The sequence below is a fragment of the Dysgonomonas sp. 511 genome, from assembly GCF_010501105.1.
Taxonomy (GTDB): Bacteria; Bacteroidota; Bacteroidia; order Bacteroidales; family Dysgonomonadaceae; genus Dysgonomonas.
In genome coordinates this window covers 177016-197048 of record NZ_QVMQ01000011.1, presented here as the reverse complement: position 1 = coordinate 197048, position 20033 = coordinate 177016, and the positions used below count along the sequence as shown (strand labels likewise).

Annotated in this window: 13 protein-coding genes; 6 read left to right on the top strand and 7 right to left on the bottom strand. The window is 44.5% G+C overall.

Going from position 1 to position 20033, the window contains the following annotated elements; all coding sequences use genetic code 11:
- Positions 1-4: 4 nt before the first annotated feature.
- Entirely contained in the window at positions 5-1246 is a 1242-nt protein-coding gene (locus D0T57_RS07025; RefSeq protein WP_163272265.1) for an MFS transporter, read from the bottom strand.
- Positions 1247-1548: 302 nt separating this feature from the next.
- Here D0T57_RS07025 and D0T57_RS07020 point away from each other — a divergent pair, with 302 nt between their 5' ends.
- From D0T57_RS07020 to D0T57_RS06995, 6 genes are all read left to right on the top strand, one after another.
- A complete protein-coding gene (locus D0T57_RS07020; RefSeq protein ID WP_163272263.1) occupies positions 1549-3729 on the top strand; it encodes a S9 family peptidase in 2181 nt (726 codons plus the stop codon).
- Positions 3730-4223: 494 nt separating this feature from the next.
- On the top strand, positions 4224-4577 hold the full coding sequence (queD, locus tag D0T57_RS07015) for a 6-carboxytetrahydropterin synthase QueD (RefSeq protein WP_163272261.1): 354 nt from the start codon (positions 4224-4226) through the stop codon (positions 4575-4577).
- Complete coding sequence (locus tag D0T57_RS07010) at positions 4567-5148, top strand: 7-carboxy-7-deazaguanine synthase QueE (RefSeq protein ID WP_163272259.1); 582 nt, start codon at positions 4567-4569, stop codon at positions 5146-5148. The genes queD and D0T57_RS07010 overlap by 11 nt, the downstream gene beginning before the upstream one ends.
- Positions 5149-5156: 8 nt before the next feature.
- On the top strand, positions 5157-6071 hold the full coding sequence (locus tag D0T57_RS07005; protein WP_163272257.1) for a ribonuclease Z: 915 nt from the start codon (positions 5157-5159) through the stop codon (positions 6069-6071).
- 75 nt (positions 6072-6146) lie between these two features.
- Complete coding sequence (locus D0T57_RS07000) at positions 6147-6485, top strand: T9SS type A sorting domain-containing protein (protein WP_163272255.1); 339 nt, start codon at positions 6147-6149, stop codon at positions 6483-6485.
- 223 nt (positions 6486-6708) lie between these two features.
- A complete protein-coding gene (locus D0T57_RS06995) occupies positions 6709-7680 on the top strand; it encodes a polyprenyl synthetase family protein (RefSeq protein ID WP_163272253.1) in 972 nt (323 codons plus the stop codon).
- A gap of 1 nt (position 7681) precedes the next feature.
- Here D0T57_RS06995 and D0T57_RS06990 read toward each other — a convergent pair whose 3' ends face one another.
- The 6 genes from D0T57_RS06990 to D0T57_RS06965 form a co-directional block, all read right to left on the bottom strand.
- Positions 7682-8521, bottom strand: coding sequence for a phosphatidate cytidylyltransferase (locus tag D0T57_RS06990; RefSeq protein WP_163272251.1), 840 nt, complete (start codon positions 8519-8521; stop codon positions 7682-7684).
- A 70-nt stretch (positions 8522-8591) separates the two neighbouring features.
- Positions 8592-11210 (bottom strand): sugar-binding domain-containing protein, encoded by a 2619-nt coding sequence (locus tag D0T57_RS06985; RefSeq protein ID WP_163272249.1) that lies wholly within the window; start codon positions 11208-11210, stop codon positions 8592-8594.
- A 27-nt stretch (positions 11211-11237) separates the two neighbouring features.
- Complete coding sequence (locus D0T57_RS06980; RefSeq protein ID WP_163272247.1) at positions 11238-13562, bottom strand: glycoside hydrolase family 20 protein; 2325 nt, start codon at positions 13560-13562, stop codon at positions 11238-11240.
- Positions 13563-13665: 103 nt separating this feature from the next.
- Positions 13666-15054 (bottom strand): glycosyl hydrolase family 18 protein, encoded by a 1389-nt coding sequence (locus D0T57_RS06975; protein WP_163272245.1) that lies wholly within the window; start codon positions 15052-15054, stop codon positions 13666-13668.
- 22 nt (positions 15055-15076) lie between these two features.
- Positions 15077-16675, bottom strand: a complete 1599-nt coding sequence (locus tag D0T57_RS06970) for a SusD/RagB family nutrient-binding outer membrane lipoprotein (RefSeq protein WP_163272243.1) — start codon at positions 16673-16675, stop codon at positions 15077-15079.
- 14 nt (positions 16676-16689) lie between these two features.
- Positions 16690-20025, bottom strand: a complete 3336-nt coding sequence (locus tag D0T57_RS06965; protein WP_163272241.1) for a SusC/RagA family TonB-linked outer membrane protein — start codon at positions 20023-20025, stop codon at positions 16690-16692.
- Between the last annotated feature and the right edge of the window lie 8 nt (positions 20026-20033).

Here is a 20033-nt window from a genome sequence, read left to right as displayed (position 1 = left end):
TTACTTATTCTTCCGTATCCGGTTCGCCTTTTTTCTTCATCACTTTTCCCAGTTGCATAATCGGCTTGGCAAAGAAAGCCAGAATGCCCACTATCAGCGTTGCTATACCAGCCACTATAAAGGCATTGAGCAACCCTATCTTTTCGGCGATAAAGCCTGTGGCGAGCAAACCCGGTATAGTAGGCAGCAAGCTTATACTATCGTAAATGGAGAATACGCGCCCCAGAGCAGCAGGGTCGATCCTTGTCTGCAATATTACGACAAACGTTCCCCAATAGATCGAGCTTACCACGCCACCTATTGTAGTGATGACCACGAAGACGATAAATGCCGATGCAGGCAGTAGCCCGCAAGCCCAAAAGGCAAGCCCCATCAATATAGTCGTTATGTTTATAATGTATATCTTATTCACGGTCTTCATAAACCTGAGGCTTACTATCGCACCGCCGATAAGCATACCACTGCCCCAGCATACCTCTACCAGCCCCATCTGAAATTCGGAACCTCCGAAATAGTTGATGGTCATCAGGGGAAACAATGCGCCGATGGGAACCATAAAAAATGTGACTATTATCACACAGGCAAGCAGGTAAGAAAGTCCCTTTTCGCCGAACATATGCCCGATTCCCTCTTTTATCTCGCGCCAGATATGGGGAGCTACATTTTCTTTCTTCTCAGGATTGGGTATCGTCACAAACATCAACGAAGTGCAGGCAATGGCAGCTCCCACTACATCGAACAACATGATATATCCCATATCGAAGAATGCCACGAATACAGCGCCAAGCGCAGGGCCGGCAATATTACTCACCGACTGTATCATCTGGTTGATGCCTGCCACCCGCATCAATTCGCTTTCGGGAGCAAGCAAAGGCACAGAAGCCTGCATGGCAGGAGTGTGGAATGCGCTTCCCGCCGAACGCAGGGCAAGCAATAGATATATTTCCCACATCTCTATCCTTCCCATGAAGAACAATATTGCTAAGACTGCAGAGCAAAGGGCGACAAAGCTATCGGCTATTATCATCGTGCGTCGCCTGTCCCACCTGTCTACAAACACCCCCGTAAACAGCCCGAGGACGATGAAAGGCATAAGTACTGCCAGCATGGAGTATGCCAGCACTTTGGGCGAACCTGTTTCCATACTGAGCCAGAAGACAACGGCAAAGCCGACTATCGCACTGCTGAGCATAGAAAAAAATTGCCCCGACCATATAATTGTAAATGTACGTTTCCAGTTATTCATTTTTGTATTTTCCGGAATACTCCGGCGATAGTTTAAGATGAAAGTGTCCTAAAAGTAATATTGGTTGTAGTAAGTGGCTTTTAGAGCCAGAAGAGAAACAAAAGGTAATATACCTCTTTTGCTTCGTCCTTAAACATACAGAATAACTGGTTTCATTAGAATTGTTTTATGAGATGCAAAGATAAATATTTTTGAGAATGTCGGCATATTTGTTAATTGATTATTTGCAACTATCCGTTAAACTACCCGTAAGTTAAATTTACAAACGGGAAATTCACTATCTTTGTTCGTCTTAAAAAATAATGAAAATGAGATTCATACACTTTGCAATTATTGTTATAAGTATAATTTTTCCGATGAAATCGTATAGTCAGGATGCTCCTTTAACTCTGGAAGATTTAATTCCCGGAGGAAAATATTATTATAAGTACCAGCCGCAGATGCCTTACAATATGGCTTGGCTGGGCGATACCCCGATGTATGTAAAGGGGGCGGGGCGCGACAAGATGATGGCTGCTCCGATGAATGGCGAACAAAAGGAGAAACTTTTCTTAGAAATCAAAGACTTTCTGGCCAACCTGCCTCTCGAAGAAGATGAGAAGCCGGGAAATTTCCGGAGTGTAATTTTTTCTGAACAAGGTAAAGACGAAGCTCTGGTTATAGGACGTAGCAAACTATATCTTTACAACTTTACGACGAAAGAGATAACCGCAAGCTATTCCGATTCGTACTTCAATATGGCCAATCTTGAGTTAAATTCTGCGACGCGGCAAATAGCTTATACGAGGGAAAATAACTTGTATATACAGGACGGGAACGGAGCGGAAACAGCCGTCACCGCCGAAACAGACAAAGGTATCGTTTCGGGGCAATCGGTACATCGCAACGAGTTTGGGATAAATAAGGGTATATTCTGGTCGCCGCAAGGAAATCTGCTCGCCTTTTACCGTATGGATGAGACTATGGTAACAGATTACCCTTTGGTAGACGTTTCGGCTCGCGTGGCTAAACTGAAAGATATAAAATACCCGATGGCAGGGATGAAAAGCCACCATGTAACAGTTGGCGTGTTCGATCCTGCGACCGGGGAAACCATATTCCTGAAAACAGGAACACCTAAAGAGAAATACCTGACCAATATAGCCTGGAGTCCCGATGAAAAGACGGTTTATATAGCCGAATTAAACCGTGGACAGGATACCTGTATATTGAAAAGCTATAATGCGGCAACAGGCAAACTGCAAGCAACCCTGTTTACCGAAACTCACCCGAAATATGTGCAGCCCGAAAACCCTGTCTTGTTTCTGAAAAACGATCCTTCGAAATTCCTTTGGCAAAGCCGCCGCGATGGGTACAACCACCTATATATGTACGATACAACCGGCAAACTGTTGAAACAGGTGACCAGCGGCAAGTGGGAAGTGCTTTCTGTCGTTGGATTCGACGAAAAAGGAGAAAGCTTGATTTATATTTCTGCCGAGCATAGCCCGATAGAAAAGCATATCTATAAGGTGAATCTGAAGAGCGGCGAACGTACCCGCCTGTCGAAAGAAGAAGGGGTGCATCATGCAAAACTGAGTGCATCGGGAAAATATATTTACGATATTTATTCCTCGCAGTACAATCCGGGAAAAGTTGCTATAACAAATGTAAAGACAAACGAGACACACATATTCCATTCTGCTAAAGACCCATACAAGAATGTAAAGCTACCGGAGATAACAACCGGAAAACTCAAGGCATGGTCGTCGGCCGATAGCGATTTATATTACCGTCTGGTAAAACCTGCCGGTTTCGATTTGTCGAAAAAATATCCGGTCATCGTTTATGTCTATGGCGGGCCTCACTCCCAGTTGGTAGACAATTCGTGGATGGCTCAGTCGCGAGGATGGGAGATTTATATGGCTCAAAAAGGCTATCTTGTATTTGTGATGGATAACAGGGGTACGAGCAACCGCGGATTCGATTTCGAAAATGTCACCCATCGCAATCTCGGAGTAGTAGAGTCTATGGATCAGATGGAGGGAATCAAATATCTGAAATCGCTGCCGTATGTCGACGCCGGCCGCATAGGAGTGCACGGCTGGAGCTTTGGCGGGTTTATGACGCTGAACCTTATGCTTCGTTTCCCTGATACATTCAAAGTCGGAGTAGCAGGAGGCCCTGTCACCGACTGGAAATATTATGAGGTAATGTATGGCGAACGCTATATGGATAGCCCGCAGGAGAATCCGGAAGGCTACAAAGAAACGAATATGGTAGCGCGTGCCGGCGACCTGAAAGGGCGTTTATTGCTTATTCATGGCGATGAAGACCCTACAGTAGTAATGCAGCACACCCTACAGTTTGTAAACTCGGCGATTGAGAAAGGTACACATCCCGATCTTTTTATCTATCCGGGTCAGGAGCATAATATGCGGGGACGCAGCAGGGTGCATTTGTATGAGCATATTACCCGTTATTTTGATGATTTTTTGAAATAAAGGTAAAAAAGTTTATCTATATAACACCGCTCTCCCCGCTTTCTCCAAAGGGAAGCCCCCTAATCCCCCTTGGGGGACTTATGTGCAAAGCCATGACGAGGGAGAGGGGAAAAGTAACAGAAAAAAAAAGAGAAAAATGTGTTACATGTGTTACTTTTTGGAGAGATACAAGATACCAGTAGACGAGTTAACGAGTTGGTTTCTGGTAAAATATAAACTTGTGTCTCGTATTCGGGGTAAACGTATGAAAAAAATGATATTACAGTTTTGATACTGTAGGGGCGAATTATCATTCGCCCGCAGATTTTTTCTATTTCGGGCGAATGATAATTGACTCCGTCGATTTTCAATTCACCCCTACAAAGCTCACAATTGAGTTCGAATAAATTTCATGCGTTTGCTTTGGTCTTGTATCAATAGTATTGGAGGGTCGAGATGCTTCGTTCCACTCAGTATGACAGAGAGGATATAACAAGAAAATATTATAAACGACTATGTATAAAATAAGTAAACAGTTTGCCTTTTCGGCATCACATATATTGGAGGGGCTGCCTACAGAGCATCCCTGTTCGCGGTTGCATGGACATAATTATATTGTTACCGTACATTTGAAAGCCGAACATCTCAATGAAGTGGGTTTTGTGAAAGACTACAGGGATCTGGACAATGTGAAGAAATATATTGACGATGTTCTCGACCACAGGCATCTGAACGACATCCTGCCCTTTAACCCCACAGCCGAAAATATGGCTAAATATCTGTACGATATTTTCAAAAAAGACATCCCCGAATTATACGCAGTAGAAGTCTCCGAAACTCCTAAAACAACAGCTATCTATGAAGCTTAATGTGAACGAGATATTCTATTCGCTGCAAGGAGAGGGTGGGCGAATGGGAGAACCTTCCATCTTCATCAGGCTTACCAAATGCAACCTGGCTTGCAGTTTCTGCGATACGGACTTTGCATCGGGCTGCGATATGGCTTTGGAAGAAATATTAAATACAATAAAAGCCTATCCCTGCAAGTGGATAATATGGACAGGGGGCGAACCCACAATACAGTTGCGCGACGAACACCTTTCCTTTTTCAAAGAAAACGGGTACTGGCAAGCTATAGAAACTAACGGTACACGCAAAGTGCCCTCGTTGATAGATTATATATCGTGTAGTCCTAAACAAGACTATCCGGGCATAAAAGCAAGGATACCCAAAGCAGACGAAATAAGGATTCCCGTAGCAGCAGGCGATGACATCCCCGATATCAGTGCTTTCCCCGAAGCGGATAACTATTACCTTAGCCCTATCTTCGATGGAAACGGGATAAACCAGCAGAATGTGGACTACTGCGTAGAGTTTATCAAAGAAAACCCACAGTGGAGGCTCAGCCTGCAAATCCATAAGCTGATACATATAGAATAAAAATGACAATGGAACGATTCGAACTCGATATACTGGGCTGCGGCTCGGCCACTCCGACAACGCTGCACAACCCCTCGTCGCAGGTGCTGAACATACGCGACAAGCTATTTATGATAGATTGCGGCGAAGGTACACAGCTACAGTTCAGGAAAAGCAAGCTGCGCTTCGGACGGCTCAACCGTATTTTTATCTCCCACCTGCATGGCGACCATTGCTTCGGATTGATCGGGCTTATTTCTACTTTGGCCTTGTTAGGGCGGACGGGCGATTTGTATATCCATTCCACCACAGGGCTGGAAGAAATACTTCGCCCCGAACTCAACTTCTTTTGCCGCGACAATCCTTTTCAGGTAAAGATAGAAACTTTCGACCCGAAGGTAAACGAAATTATATACGAAGACCGGTCGGTAACAGTAAAGACCATCCCGCTAAAACACCGCATCCCTTGCGCCGGGTTTCTTTTTTGCGAAAAGCAGAAGGATGCCAATTTGCGTGCTGATATGATAGAGTTTTACAATGTACCTATCAAAGAACGTGCCCGGATAAAGCAAGGAGCTGATTTTGTGGCTGAGGACGGAAAGCTGATACCAAACAAGATGCTGACCCGCCCTGCCGAACCGGCACGGTCGTATGCCTATTGTTCCGATACGGCATACAGCGAAGAAATAGTGCCGATTATAGAAGGGGTAGACCTCCTTTATCACGAAGCCACCTTTGCCAACATAGACAAAGGGCGTGCGCACGAAACAGGGCATTCTACAGCATGCGAAGCTGCCGGAATAGCGAAAATGGCAAAAGTGAAGAAGCTAATGCTTGGACATTTTTCGGCGCGATATCCCGATAATAAGGTGTTGCTGGACGAAGCAAGGGAGATATTCGCCAATACAGTACTAGCCAACGAAGGTTTAAGTGAAAAATTATAAAAGACGTCAAAAATTTTACCTTTTTTTGTCTTTTATAACCTTTAATCCTTATATTTGCCTTTGTTAGAGTATAATATGGCTACATACAGGAAAATATTGCTGATTCTTTTGTTTGCTGGTGTTTCACTGGCAAGTGTAGCTCATACGTCTCCCCTTCCCGTTTCATCAGTTCCCGATCCGCTAGAGCAAACGGATGATACCATGACTATCTATGTAGTGGTGAATGGAGCCACTAAAGTGAAAATGGAAAACATTCCAGACTCGGGCTATCTTGAGGTATATAGCATTCTGGGTGTAAGGGTATCGAGTGTAAACCTCAAGACTATTTCGGGAGAGGAACATCATATAAACTTACCCAAAGGATTGTATATACTCAAAGCCGGAAAGGTTGCCGTGAAGGTAATTGTTAAATAAGGCTCAAATAGAGATGTCTTCACAGCACTTGTAAAATCACAACAAAGTGCAATAACGCAAAACTTATTTATCTATACTGCAAAGTTGTCTTGGGTTTCTAGGAATCTGAAACAGGAGAGTTGTAGAAAAAACACAAAAAGCACAGGTAATCATTTCTAAAGTTGGGAATATATAAGGCTATACGCTGAATTATTCTTAAATTTGCAGCTCAACAGGAAACAGTATGAATAAGAAGCTTTTGATAGCCCAACCAGTAGCGGAAGAACTAAAGATTTTCGGTGAACGTTACAAAAATTCTATTTTTTGTAACAATATGAGACTTCAGGAAATTATAGACTATATAATGAAGTCGGATGGAAAGCGTATCCGCCCTACACTGTTGTTGCTTGCGGCAAAAGCTTGTGGCGACATCAATGATATCACCTATAATTCGGCTATTACTATCGAATTGCTCCATACAGCCTCGCTTATACACGACGATGTGGTCGACGAATCGGATATGCGCCGTGGGAGGGCTTCGCTGAATGCTATTTACGACAATAAGATGGCGGTTTTGGTGGGCGATTATTTCCTGTCTACTGCCCTTATCAAAAGTGTGCTTACAGGCAATATCCGTATCATTTCCGATATTTCCGACCTTGGGCGCGACCTGGCAGAAGGAGAGCTGAACCAGTTGTCGTTGGTAAAAGAGCTCATTCTCGACGAAACCGAATACTTTGAAGTAATAAAAAAGAAAACAGCCTCGCTGATGTCGGTTTGTATGCGCATAGGCGCAATGTCGGTAGATGCACCGGAAGAAGATGTTATCAAATTCACTAAATTGGGCGAAATATTGGGGCTTTGCTTCCAGCTTCGCGACGATATATTCGATTATTTCACCGATGCCATTGGCAAGCCTACCGGAAACGATATCCGCGAAGGCAAGATAACACTGCCATTGCTCTTTGCCTTGAAAGAAGCTACAGAAGAGGAACGGAAAGAACTGCATTCCGTTATCTTCTCCTACGATTATACGCAGGAAAATATCAATAAGTTAATTAACTATGCTAGAGACCACGGCGGCATAGATTACGCTTACCGGAAAATACAGGAACTAAAATCCGAAGCTGAAAAGATCATAGAAACCATACCGAACACGGAAGTCCGCGAGGCATTGGATGCAGCTATGGATTATATAGTAGAGAGAGCTTATTGATTTATTGTAAGCAAAGGCTGTTGATAAGCACCAGATAGATAAACACAGCCGGAATAGCTAATATAGTACTGTCGAACCTGTCGAGTATTCCGCCATGCCCCGGTATCATATTTCCTGAGTCTTTAACACCCAAAGTCCGCTTGATAAGCGACTCGAAAAGGTCGCCCCATGTGCCAAATACCACGGTAACGGCTGCAAAGCCCAACCATGCAGGGACAGACAAATTGGGACAGAAGTGGGCGAATATAAGCGATGAGGCTATCGACACCGTTGCACCGCCTACAAAGCCTTCCCACGATTTCTTCGGAGAGATGCGTTCGAATAGTTTATGCTTACCGAATGCCATTCCCGAGAGGTAGGCAAATGAGTCGTTCACCCAGATGAAGACAAGTAGGGCGAGGATATATACATGGCTGTAGCTTCCCGGTTCGTAAGCAAATACAAGGTAATTAGCCAGAGCCATCGGCAAGGCTATATACAGCTGCCCTAGCAGGGCATAAGCAACCGATTGTATCGGATTTTGCCGTTTAAGATAAAGCTCGCTGATAAAGAGAGTCAGTAGGTAAATGATGTAAGGGACAAATGCCAGTGGCGTAGCCAGATAACAGCTATAATAGAAGCCACCGAGGAACAGGAAGAAACCGCCCAGCACATTCCATACACGGGTAAGGGGTACTTTGGCGTCTTTCTCTATCAAGCCGTAGAACTCGTATAACGACAATACGGTGATGAGAGAGAAGATGATGACGAATGTATATTGGTTTACAAGGATTCCTCCTAATAACAGGCCGACGAAAACAGCTCCGGCCAGGATACGGACAACGATGTTAGGTAGTTTCAATTTTTTCTATTTTTAGTACAAGGCAAAAATAGTAAAAATAGCAATACCATAGGAGGTTATATTGCCTAATTTATCTGAAGCGGTAGGTTTGCCCGTTCCAGCCTTTGAGTTCGATGAAGACAGACTGGTCTTTCACATCATCGGTTTTCACAGTGCATTCGATAGTTTTCTCCTGTCCGGGCTCTATGCTGATATAATTGTCTTGCCATACAGCAGAAGGGATAAGTTCGGCATGACCGTTCTTTATCTTTAGCATATTGAAGAAGGAAATGGAAGATGAGTTGTTTTTGAGAGTCACCTTGAAGGTAGTGATATCTCTCTTTTCTTCTCTCTGCACAGCATGTTCAAGCCTTACAGCAGATAGGGCAGCCAGATCTTTGAAATCATTATAAGCAATAAGCGGCGTTCGCATCCAATTGGTAGCGTTCCAGTCATATTCATCCTGAATATGAGAGATGGCATAGAAGTTATCGGCTATTACCTTTCCCGATATATCTTGCAATTCCATACTTATGAACAGGTTTTGTCTCATAGGGTCGAGGCTTAGTATGCCGGCAGAGGTATTGTCCTTGAGGTTGACTTTGACAATATGCTCGTCTATCAGTTTCGAGTGTATATCATATATCCGGATATGGGCTTTGTAGTTTTCTACGTTAACGAGCGATTCGTTTACTGCATATATGCTATTGTCGCCATAGTTATATATCAGTTGCAATGGCTTATTCGCCTTTTTCACCCCATAATAAGCACTGGTAGGCACCTTATAGTAGTCGTACAGTTGCCAATAGAGTGACGGCCATGCCGAATTGAGCATCCACTGTATAATTCCCGTACTATTGCTGAGGTTTACCCTGAATGCTTCGAACATGGCGCGTGTGCCGTCGTAATTTATGAGGTCGGCTCTTTGAAGATATTCCTCCAATGAACTGGCTTCACCATATTTACTGTTAATGACCTCCGTAAGTACATCGAGGCTATTCATACCTGCTGCCGATGCGGTGCAGTGCTGATTGTACTCTTCCCCGATAGGCCATAGCTTATTTGCAGGGATAAACTTTTGCAGGGACTCGATAACAGGCAGTTGCGCGCCGATACCTGTTTCGGTATTGAACCCAAATGCCCCGCCATGGTTCTTGTCTGTGTACCAGTAATTCGGACCTGCATATTCGTAAGGACCTGCCATTTTTGTACCTGTCGCCCCCGATAGAATACTCGCGCGCGCTTTGGCTGCACCAATATAAGGGCGGTTGTCTTCTTCTTCGAGAAACGTCAGGTATCTCTCTTCCAGTTTGGGGGCTGGCAGCATATCGCTTCCCGGCATCCAGGCTATGATGGATGGATGATTGCGAAGCCATCTTACCTGATCTTTGAATGAACGGGAGATCAACCCTATCTCTTCATCTGTCTGGATACAGCCGTATTGATCGTTGCAGGGTTTGCCATAATATGTATCCCATTCCCATTGGCAGCACCATCCGGCTATAGACATTATGCCATACCGGTCGCACAGGTCGTAGATACTTGAACTTGTGCCCCAGAAACCTTCGAAACGGATAAGATTGAGGTTCATATCCTTTATCATCTGCATTTGCCGCTCATTATCCGCAGGGGTATCACGCAGAAAGATATCGTCGGTCCATCCTGCACCTTTGAGCAATACTGTATGCCCATTCAGGGTAAATTCGCGATGTCCGCTTTCGGTTATATGGCTTTCTATTTCGCGGATGCCGAATGTAATAGTATCTGCCCAACTGAGAGTATCGTTCTTGCTGAAACTGAGTTCCAGGTCATAAAGTTCAGGTTTGCCCAGATTGTTGCACCACCATATGCGTGGCTGCGTTATATGTAATTCGGGTATATCTTTTGCTGTTAAAGTCAGTTTCTTTCGCTCACGGGCAGATAACTGTATAGGGTAGGAGAATGAGATATCGGGTTTTATCTTTCCATTGAGAACTCCTTTGCTGTTTTGTGCAGAAAGGTTTTCAACTTCGGTTTCTATCGTGAGCCACGCTTCGCCTAGTGTCTGGGTATTTACTTTTGTCTTAATTGCAGTATTGCTCAGTTTCGTATCTCCTGTGACAATGACGGAGACAGGGCGGAATATTCCCATGTTTTCGTCGCAAGGCCGCGGGTTCCAGTCGGCAAAGCCAATATTGGGGTCGCCCGGTTGTGCGCCGAATACTTCGATAGCGAGAATATTATCCTTAGCTATATATGGTGTAATATCCAGTTCGAAGCGCCGGTATGCACCAAAGATGCTATCGCGGGAGGCTATAAGCGTGCCGTTAAGCCATATGTTGGCATAATAGCTTATCCCCTCCAACTGAAGGAAGGCATGTTGCTCCTCCCTTAGTGGTGCCTGGTGGAAGGTGGTTCTGTACCACCACGATTGCCGGAACAGGGATGTGTCGGCATTATGTATATTGTTTCCTGCCAGTATGTCTTTGTATCTTCCGTTATCTACCAATGTTCCCATAATGGTAGATGGGACAGAAGCTTTATACCATTGGTCGGTTATCTGAAATTGGTCGGAGGCAATGATATTCCCTGCCGAAGATGTTGAAGCGGCAGGGAATACTTGCCAGTGGGAAGATAGCCTGATTACTTTGTACAATGCCTTGTCTTCATCTTTGCAGGATGAAAACACAAGAAGTAGAGTTATAAGCACAAAGGCACTTCTTCCGTACATACACACACTAATTTTAACCTATGAATTTTAATTAACTTGTATCTCGTCAATGAATATGGAGGCCGGTTTGCCTGCCCCTCCTGCCCATTCGGGTTGAGAACGAAGGTATTTGGCCACAACTTTTACATAGCGGGTATCTACTTTGCTGAACTCTGCATCGAGATAAACCGGGCCTACAGGCTGGCTTTCTTCCACAGGAGCAAATTCCTTGCTATATATTTGTTTAAAGTCCTTGTTGTCGTCAGAAACATATATCGAGTATTCCGATACATTGAATATCCAGCTGGCTACGTCGACAAATGTGCCCATACGCACTTTCGATATCGGTGTGGTTTCCTCAAGGTCGATAGTGGCTATCATGTCTTGCTGGAAGCCGATCCATCCGCCGCTGGCGTACACATCGCCTCCTGCCTGCCCGTCGACCAATGTAGGTGCACCGGCATAGCTGTAGCGTCCCCAGGGTTTGTTTTCGAGGGTAATAGGCTTGAATGTCGCTTTGTTTATATCCAGTTTGCGTTCGTATATCTTGCTTCTTATACCATCGCGAATGGCGACAGCTTTGATATCTACATTTTTGTCTATTTGGATAACCCCTTCATATAGAGTGCTTTTTTCGGTAGGTTCAGAGCCGTCCAATGTGTAGAATATAGGTGCATTGTCGAAAGTAGAAAGCGTCATTTTAAGCTGCTTGTTTGCGTTGTCGGTTTCTATCTTGCCTTCGATGTTGAATATATGAGTGGCAAAGTTATACCCCAGTTTGGCATACAGCTTGGTCAGTTTAGCCAGACGAGGCAGGAACTTCTGGTAATCCTTTTTCTCCGGCTGTGTCCACTGTATTTCCGAGAGTGCAGCCATGCGCGGCAATACCATATATTCCACATGGTTGAAGTCTTTCATATACTCTGTCCATACATTTGCCTGAGTGCCGATGATATGCTTTTGCTGTTCTTTGGTAAGTCCTTCGGGCATCGGTTCGTAGCTATATACCTTTTCTACAGGTACATATCCGCCTATGCCGAATAGTTCGTCTTTGATGTCTAATGCCTGATAGTAGTCGAAGTACAGGTAAGTAGTAGGAGTCATTATAGCATCGTGGTGCTGGAGGGCAGCTTCTGTTCCGCCTTCTATTCCCTGCCACGACATGATGGTGGCGTTAGGGGCTATGCCTCCTTCGAGTATCTCGTCCCAGCCGATCACCTTTCGTCCTTTACTGTTGATATATTTCTCTATGCGCTGTATAACATAGCTTTGCAATCCCTGTTCTGCTGTGTGTCCGGCATCTGCTTTAAGTCCCAACGCTTTGATCTTTGCCTGGCACTTAGGGCATTTCTCCCAACGTGTTTTGGGGCATTCATCGCCTCCTACGTGGATATATTCGGAAGGGAAAAGCTCGATTACTTCGTCGAATACGCCTTCGAGAAATGGATATATATCTTCGTTGCCTGCACAGAGTACATCATCGAATACTCCCCAGGTTTCAGCCACTTTATATGGACCGCCTGTACATCCCAGATTAGGATATGTGGTCAGTGCGGCGAGCATATGCCCCGGCAAGTCTACTTCGGGAATAATAGTGATGAAGCGTTCTTCGGCATATTTCACCACCTCTTTTATTTCATCCTGAGTATAGAATCCGCCATAAGGTTTTCCATCGTATTCTCCGCTGTTTTTGCCAATTACGGTTTGTGCTCTCATCGAGCCTGTTTTTGTGAGTTCGGGATATTTCTTAATTTCGATACGCCAGCCCTGGTCATCGGTCAGATGCCAATGGAAGCGGTTTATGTTGTGTAGAGCCAATATGTCGATGTATTTTTTCACGGATTCGATAGGGAACATATGACGGCTTACGTCGAGATGCATCCCTCTGTAACCGAAGCGGGGATAGTCTGTAATTTCTGTTGCGGGAAAGCTGACTGTAGTTATATCATGACCAACAGGCATTGATTTACGAAGGGTCTGCATACCGTAGAAAACCGCAGCTTCGGCAACGCCCTGTATTGTAATCTTGTCTTTGCTTACCAGAAGTTGGTATGCTTCCGGATTGTCACCTTTATAGCCTGTTTTGAGAACAATGACATTCTGATCTTTGACATCGCCGGTTATATCTGGTTTAAGCCCGATGCTTAAATTAATATATTCGGATAAGAATCCGGCAGCCTGCTTCAATGTCTCATTGCCTTCCGGGTAAACAATCATTGTTTTATCGTCGAGAATAAAAGGCTCGCCACCTGTATTCTTTACTTCGAAAGGTAAGGGTACGATTTCGTAATCGGCTTCTATGTTATGTTTCGAGCCACAACCTATGATAAGGCAACAGGCTGAGATAAGGAGTATCTTTGATAATATATTCATATGTAGCGTGTCTGTTGTTTTCAGATTAAAGTACTTAGCAAAAGATAGTAATATCCGGATATGACTTTTGCCATTCCGAATATTACCGTCTTCAATCACATAATTAATTACCCAAGCTTGTGTTCATTTGTTTGATTAGGGAAGCTGCCGGATCTTTACTGTCATTCTCGATAGACCATAAAGCCATTCCTGCAAGATCTTTTGTCAGGGCAAAAGCAGCCTTGGCACGGATAGCCGGAGGTCCGTCGTAATATATCTTATCTACTTCTTTCGACTTATCTCCATCGTTATCCTTTATTATTATTCCATTCTTAGCAGGAGCATCAGGATATTTCGAGCAAATCGCTTTGTATGAAACATATGTATTGAAGCTGCCCCAGTTGCCCCATGTATAATCGGCTGGTTTGCCGGAAAAGTGTACTCCAAACGTAGGAACGCCGAGTACCAGCCTGTTTGCCGGAATAGGGCCTATCCATGTTGTCATCCATTGGGCAATCTCATTTTCGGCAGCCCATTGTGAAGAATGCGGTACGGCGTCCAGGTCTTCGATAGCGAAAGCCAGTACATTTATCCAATCGTATTCGGTCAATCCTGCGACTGTATACAAAGAACCTCGTGTCCATCCTGCAACTACCGACATAGTCATTATATAGTCGTGTTCGACTTCATTGAGGACATTCTTTCCCGATTTCATCTCATTTGCCAGATATAGATAAAAATCTCTCAGCTTGGCCGATTCGGCAAATAAACCATTGGCAGTATTGGCTTTATCCATATATACATTTATACCATCGAGATTATGTGCTTTTACCTGTTCTACGATATTGTCTGCAAGGCTTTTATATTTGCTGCCTACTGCATTGTCGTAGAATGTATAGCTCTGATAAACAGGCGCCGCATTAAGGTAAGAGTTTAGTATTCCCGATACTTCGAGCAATACAGATACGCCATGATGGTGTGCATAAGTAGTAAGGACGCTCAGGTTCAGCCCATTGATATTCGACATGTTAAGAGAACCGTCTTCTTCTACTACGGCCGACGATACTATCAGATGAGTGATATTGTCCCAATCGACATCGCCTATAGAACCATTGCCAGTAAGGAATGCCACCGATTTTTTATTATATGCCTTAGGCGCAAAATCGTTGGGTACAAGTATGTATCCTTCACGCGAATTGGAAGCTTCTTTACGGGTAACTTCGAATTTTAGCAATCCGACCATTTTCTGTGTGATCGTATAACTGAAGTCTTTCTCTGTGGATATGACCTCACCATCGAGTGTCCACTTATAGGTAGCCCCATCGGAAGGAGAAACCATAGGGGAAAGGGTGATTACATCTCCTACATTCCGGGTCAGGTATTGTTGCCAGTCCATATAGATACGAGGAACTTCATCATCGGCAAAGCCTGGATTGTCTCCGTCATCGTTTTCGCAACTAATGAAAGCGAAGAGAGGCAATATTACAAATAATATATATTTTAATGTCTTCATTTCTTATTCTTTTTATAGGTTATTATTTTTTGTCCCACCAAACGCGTTCATTCCATGTATCAGTCTTGCTTTCGAGTCTGTCTATAGCCGATTGGTACCCTTCAGGGTTGCTCGTTTGCTCCGATACAGGATATTGCATGCGGCGAGGGCTTTCTCCTTTCGATTCGTTCTCAGTAGGATAATTATTGAGGAAATTGGCCTCTCTTGGCAATCCTAACCTACGGTAGTTAGACCATGTTTCGAACGGGTCGAGGAATGATAATATCCATAACTGTGTGGCTATTTGCTCCATCTCTGTCCCTGTTTTCAAGGTGTTTGTATTCAGAAAGGCTTGCAGTGCGGTCTGATCCGGGCTCACACCAAAGAGAGACCATTGCTCGACTGCCGCTTTCAGCCCTGCCTGGAAGTGCGATGCTGCGCTACCTCCTACATTGTAGCCGCGGAAAGCAGCCTCGGCGAGAAGAAGCTCTACTTCGGCATAAGACATGTGAATGTATGGAGTTGCCGGGTTTGATATTATTTTCGATGGTTGCATGAACTGGTACAGCCTTTCTACCGAGATGATAGTACCATTATCGAGCGTCAGGGAAACAGGATTGTTTGGCACTGTGGCTCTTTCGTCCCAAGAGAATAACTCTGCACCTATTGCAAAGGTTTCGTATTTTCCATATGCTTTGTATAGCAGAGGGGTAATATCTGTACGTACATTGTCTTCGAGATACGAACCAGCATAGTACGGGATGCGCGGGTCTTGTGTTTTTTCCATGGCCGCAATCAGTTGTTTGGAAATGCGGAATGTACTTGAGTTTGCATTCAGGAAACGGTTGGCAATGGCATTACCTCCCGATGGGCCGGTTCCGCCAACATCGTCGTGCATTACATAGCATATGTCGCTATTGGATGTGAAAACACCATCGGCCACCGCCGCTTCAGCTTCCTGTTTTGCCAATGCCGGGTCTACCTTTATCAAGCGCATAGCGATGCGTAGACGCAACGAGTTGGCTAATTTTCTCCATTTTTCGAGGTCGCCGCTATAATACATATCGCCACCCGCGATAGATTCAGCCGAGCTGTTGAATTGACCTGCTGCTTCTTTCAGCTCTTTGAAGAAATCTTTGTAGATATCTTCCTGACGGTCGTAAGCCGGTTTGAAAGCTCCGGAATAGTATGCCATACCTGCTTCGAAGTAAGGAATATCTCCATAATAATCGGTAAGGCGCAGAAAGTTTTCGACCCTCATTATACGTCCGGCAGCATGAGCATTCACGTATTCGGGCTTGTCGCGGGTTCTTTCTACCAGATCGACAACATTCTTGATAACAGACGGGTACATAGATTCCCACAATTGGGCAAAGAAGCTGTCATTTTTCTTCCCTTTACCTCCGTATTCTACCAGCGACCAGTCGTTAGACCATTGGTTTATAAAGCCGCCCGGATAGATCAAATACCTATGCCACGCTTCGGGGTCACTGGTCGGTAGTACCTGTATGGTAGTTATTTGCAGGTTGGGGTCCATATCAGGATTTGTATTAGGGTCTTTGTTCAGATCCTCATCGATGCAGGCTGTTAGTCCAACAATTGCAGCCAATGCAAGCCATTTTATATTTTTAATTATATTCATAATATTCCAGCAATTTAAAATTTAACATTGACTCCAAAACCAAATGTTCTGCGCGATGGTAACGATCCGTATTCCAATCCTTGTCCGTTTCCATTATTATAGTTAGACTCTGGGTCTATATTCTTTAGCTTGGAGTGAAGGATAAACAGGTTTCTTCCATAAGCCGACAGGGATAATCCTTTGATAGGTGTTCTGGCCAGAAGTTTCAGCGGGAAGTTGTAAGTAAAGTTCAGCTCTCTCAGTTTCACATAAGAAGCATCAAGAATAAACGGCTCAGGAGTGTTGTCTGCTACCGATCTCCAATATACCTGAGGGTCTACCGGTGTCGTATTATTCATCCATATAGTATTGCCATTCTCATCAAGTCCTCCATCGACCACACCTTTACCTACATATCCTCCGGTAGGAGTCCAGTTCTCTAAAGTGGCGTTAGCCGCTCTGCGGGCTTCTTCCGATTCGTTCCACTCACGGCGTCCTTCCAGTGTGTTTTTGGATGTGCCATTGTAGTGAGCCATGCGGTAACTCATAGAATAGATATCAGCTCCGAATTTCATGTCGAATAATACACCGAGCGAAAAATCTTTGTAACGGAACGTACTACCTACACCCAATGTCAGGTCGTGGTTACCATTTCCTAGCACAGATACTTCATTCTCGAATGTAGGCATACCATCTTCGGTGAAGATTACGTCGCCGTTTTCGTTGCGGGCAAACTTTTTACCCATGATAGACCCAAAGCTTTCGCCTTCCTTGGCTACAACCGAGGCTCCTGCCCATCTGGCTGCTGATAGTTCATATATCTTCACATCGTCGTGGAGTTTTTCCATTCTGTTCTTGTTGTGTGCAAGATTTACGTTCAACATCCATTCGAAGTCCTTTATGCGTACAGGTATCGCAGTTATTGCCAATTCAACACCCTTGTTGGAGATTTCACCGGTATTGATAATGGCGGCTGTATATCCCGCAGACGATGTCAGAGGCAGGTTCATAATCTGGTTTTTTGTAGATTGGTTGTAATAACCGAAGTCGAAATTGAGCCTGTCGTTGAGGAAACGTAAATCGAGGCCTATTTCGTGAGAATATGTAGATGTCGGTTTCAAAAATTGATTTGGCAATACGTCGGATGCGATAGTTCCCAAAGAGCTTCCTCCTATAGTGAAATCCAACAAGCCATAAGCATTGAATATCATATACGGACTGGTATCGCCACCTACTTTTGCCCAAGATGCACGGAGTTTACCGAACGATAAGCCTATGTTAGACAAGTTGGCGATTTCGGAGAATACAAAGCTTCCCGATATGGATGGATAGCTGTATGAGTTATTGTCTTTGGGTAGGGTAGAAGACCAGTCGTTGCGCAATGTAAATTCTCCGTACAGGAAGCTGTTGTAACCTACGCTTACAGAGCCGAATACAGAATTTACATCTTTTTTCAGGTTGGTGTATGAAGGGCGGTCGTACCGGTTATAGTTCCTTATACTTACTACATCGGGTAAACTTTGGTCGGTACCCTTGTTGCCGATGTTTTCCATTTTGTACTGCATCATATTTGCACCTACGAAAGCACTAACATCGAGCTTGTCGTCGAGGAAGCGTTTGTTGAAACGGATCAAACCTTCGTAATTGATCTCCGATACGGTTGTAGATGTTTCCGACATTTCTCCGGTTGTCCTTCCATCGGTATAACGAGGGGTATAATCGGTGAAACGGAATTTGTAATCGTCTATACCCACGCGCCCTTGAACTGATAGGTAAGGCAGTATTTTATAGCTAGCCATTACGTGCCCCATTGTACGCTCTTTGTTCGAACGGTTTTGCATTTCATTAATAACCCAATAAGGATTCAGTCGCCATTGGTTTCCGTTCCAAGGGGAATAACGTCCAAATTCGTCTTTATACCCTTCTGCCAACCATTTTTGGTCGAAGTTTGGAGCAATGCCGATAATACTGTTTCCTATATTGTTTGGCGAGTCTGATAATGCAGGGCGGTTGTTTACTTTCTCGCGCGAATAGTTTGCCCTGGCTTCTACATACAGATCTTTGGTCACGTTATAGTCTCCCTTCATCATCACAGTGGTGCGATACATGTTCGATGAAGGTACGATGTCTTTGTTTCTCATATCGGATACCGATACGCGGAAGTTGCCTTTTTCGCTGTTGTTGGACACAGCTACCGAATTGTTGTAAGTAATTCCTGTGCGGAAGAAGGAGAGGATATTGTCGTTGCGGTTTCCATACGATTTCATTTCCCCGTTGTAGATAGGAAAAGTAAGGGACGGGTCGAGCTTGCCTCCCCATGCACTTTGTGTCGATGTCTGTGCACTGGATGCCAGATATGAAGGCACTCCACTTGTACCTTGTCCATATTCGCGCTGGTAGTCGTCGAAGCCCGAAAGGATTTTCACTCCCGTTACATTCATCGAAACATCTATACCCAGTCCTTTTTGTCCTTTACCTGTTTTGGTGGTAATCAGTATAACTCCATTCGAAGCTCTCGAACCGTATAGGGCAGATGCCGAGGCTCCTTTCAATACCGACATCGATTCTATGTCATCGGGATTGATAGATGACAGCCCATCGCCTAAGTCGTATCCTCCGTTTACACCGGCGCTACCCATCGAGGTGTTGTCCATCGGCACGCCGTCAATTACATACAGGGGTTGGTTGTTTCCTGTCAATTGCGATACTCCGCGAATAATTACACGTGTGGATCCGGCTGGACCTCCACTACCGGTAGAGATATCTACACCTGCCATTTTCCCCGACAAAGCATTGACAGCATTGTCGCTACGGCCGGCAGTAAGTGCCTCGCTTTTCACTTCGGCTACCGAATAACCCAATGCCTTAGCTTCGCGTTTGATGCCGAGGGCGGTAACTACCACTTCGTCCAATATCTTGCTGTTTTCGACAAGTACCATATTCATAGTGGTACGTCCACCCACAGCTGCTTCCTGCGTGTTGAAGCCCACATAAGTAAATACTAATGTGGCATTAGGGGCTACGCGCATAGTGAAGTTCCCATTGAGGTCGGTCATTACAGCATTTGTTGTGCCTTTTTCCGATACTGATGCGCCCAACAGAGGCTCTCCCATATCGTCTTTTACAACACCTTTGACTGTAATTTTATCGGCAGGTTTTTGTTGCGCTGCCGAGCCTTTATCAGTCAGGAATATTTTCTTGTCTTTGATTTCGAAAGACACATTCGTTCCTGCGAATAGTTGGTTCAATGCATTTTTCAGGTCGGCATCAGTAACGTTGAGGCTGACTAGTGCTTTAGGATTGATAGTAGGTTGGCTGTAAGCGAATGTATAATTGGTTTGTTCAGTGATAGCTGAAAAAACCTTTTCCATTGCTACTT

Bases quoted from the DNA above. Each gene is read 5' to 3' on its own strand.
- D0T57_RS07025 (WP_163272265.1), bottom strand. From the start codon at position 1,246: ATGAATAACTGGAAACGTACATTTACAATTATATGGTCGGGGCAATTT.
- D0T57_RS07020 (WP_163272263.1), top strand. From the start codon at position 1,549: ATGAAAATGAGATTCATACACTTTGCAATTATTGTTATAAGTATAATT.
- queD (WP_163272261.1), top strand. From the start codon at position 4,224: ATGTATAAAATAAGTAAACAGTTTGCCTTTTCGGCATCACATATATTG.
- D0T57_RS07010 (WP_163272259.1), top strand. From the start codon at position 4,567: ATGAAGCTTAATGTGAACGAGATATTCTATTCGCTGCAAGGAGAGGGT.
- D0T57_RS07005 (WP_163272257.1), top strand. From the start codon at position 5,157: ATGGAACGATTCGAACTCGATATACTGGGCTGCGGCTCGGCCACTCCG.
- D0T57_RS07000 (WP_163272255.1), top strand. From the start codon at position 6,147: ATGGCTACATACAGGAAAATATTGCTGATTCTTTTGTTTGCTGGTGTT.
- D0T57_RS06995 (WP_163272253.1), top strand. From the start codon at position 6,709: ATGAATAAGAAGCTTTTGATAGCCCAACCAGTAGCGGAAGAACTAAAG.
- D0T57_RS06985 (WP_163272249.1), bottom strand. From the start codon at position 11,210: ATGTACGGAAGAAGTGCCTTTGTGCTTATAACTCTACTTCTTGTGTTT.
- D0T57_RS06980 (WP_163272247.1), bottom strand. From the start codon at position 13,562: ATGAATATATTATCAAAGATACTCCTTATCTCAGCCTGTTGCCTTATC.
- D0T57_RS06975 (WP_163272245.1), bottom strand. From the start codon at position 15,054: ATGAAGACATTAAAATATATATTATTTGTAATATTGCCTCTCTTCGCT.
- D0T57_RS06970 (WP_163272243.1), bottom strand. From the start codon at position 16,675: ATGAATATAATTAAAAATATAAAATGGCTTGCATTGGCTGCAATTGTT.
- D0T57_RS06965 (WP_163272241.1), bottom strand. From the start codon at position 20,025: ATGGAAAAGGTTTTTTCAGCTATCACTGAACAAACCAATTATACATTC.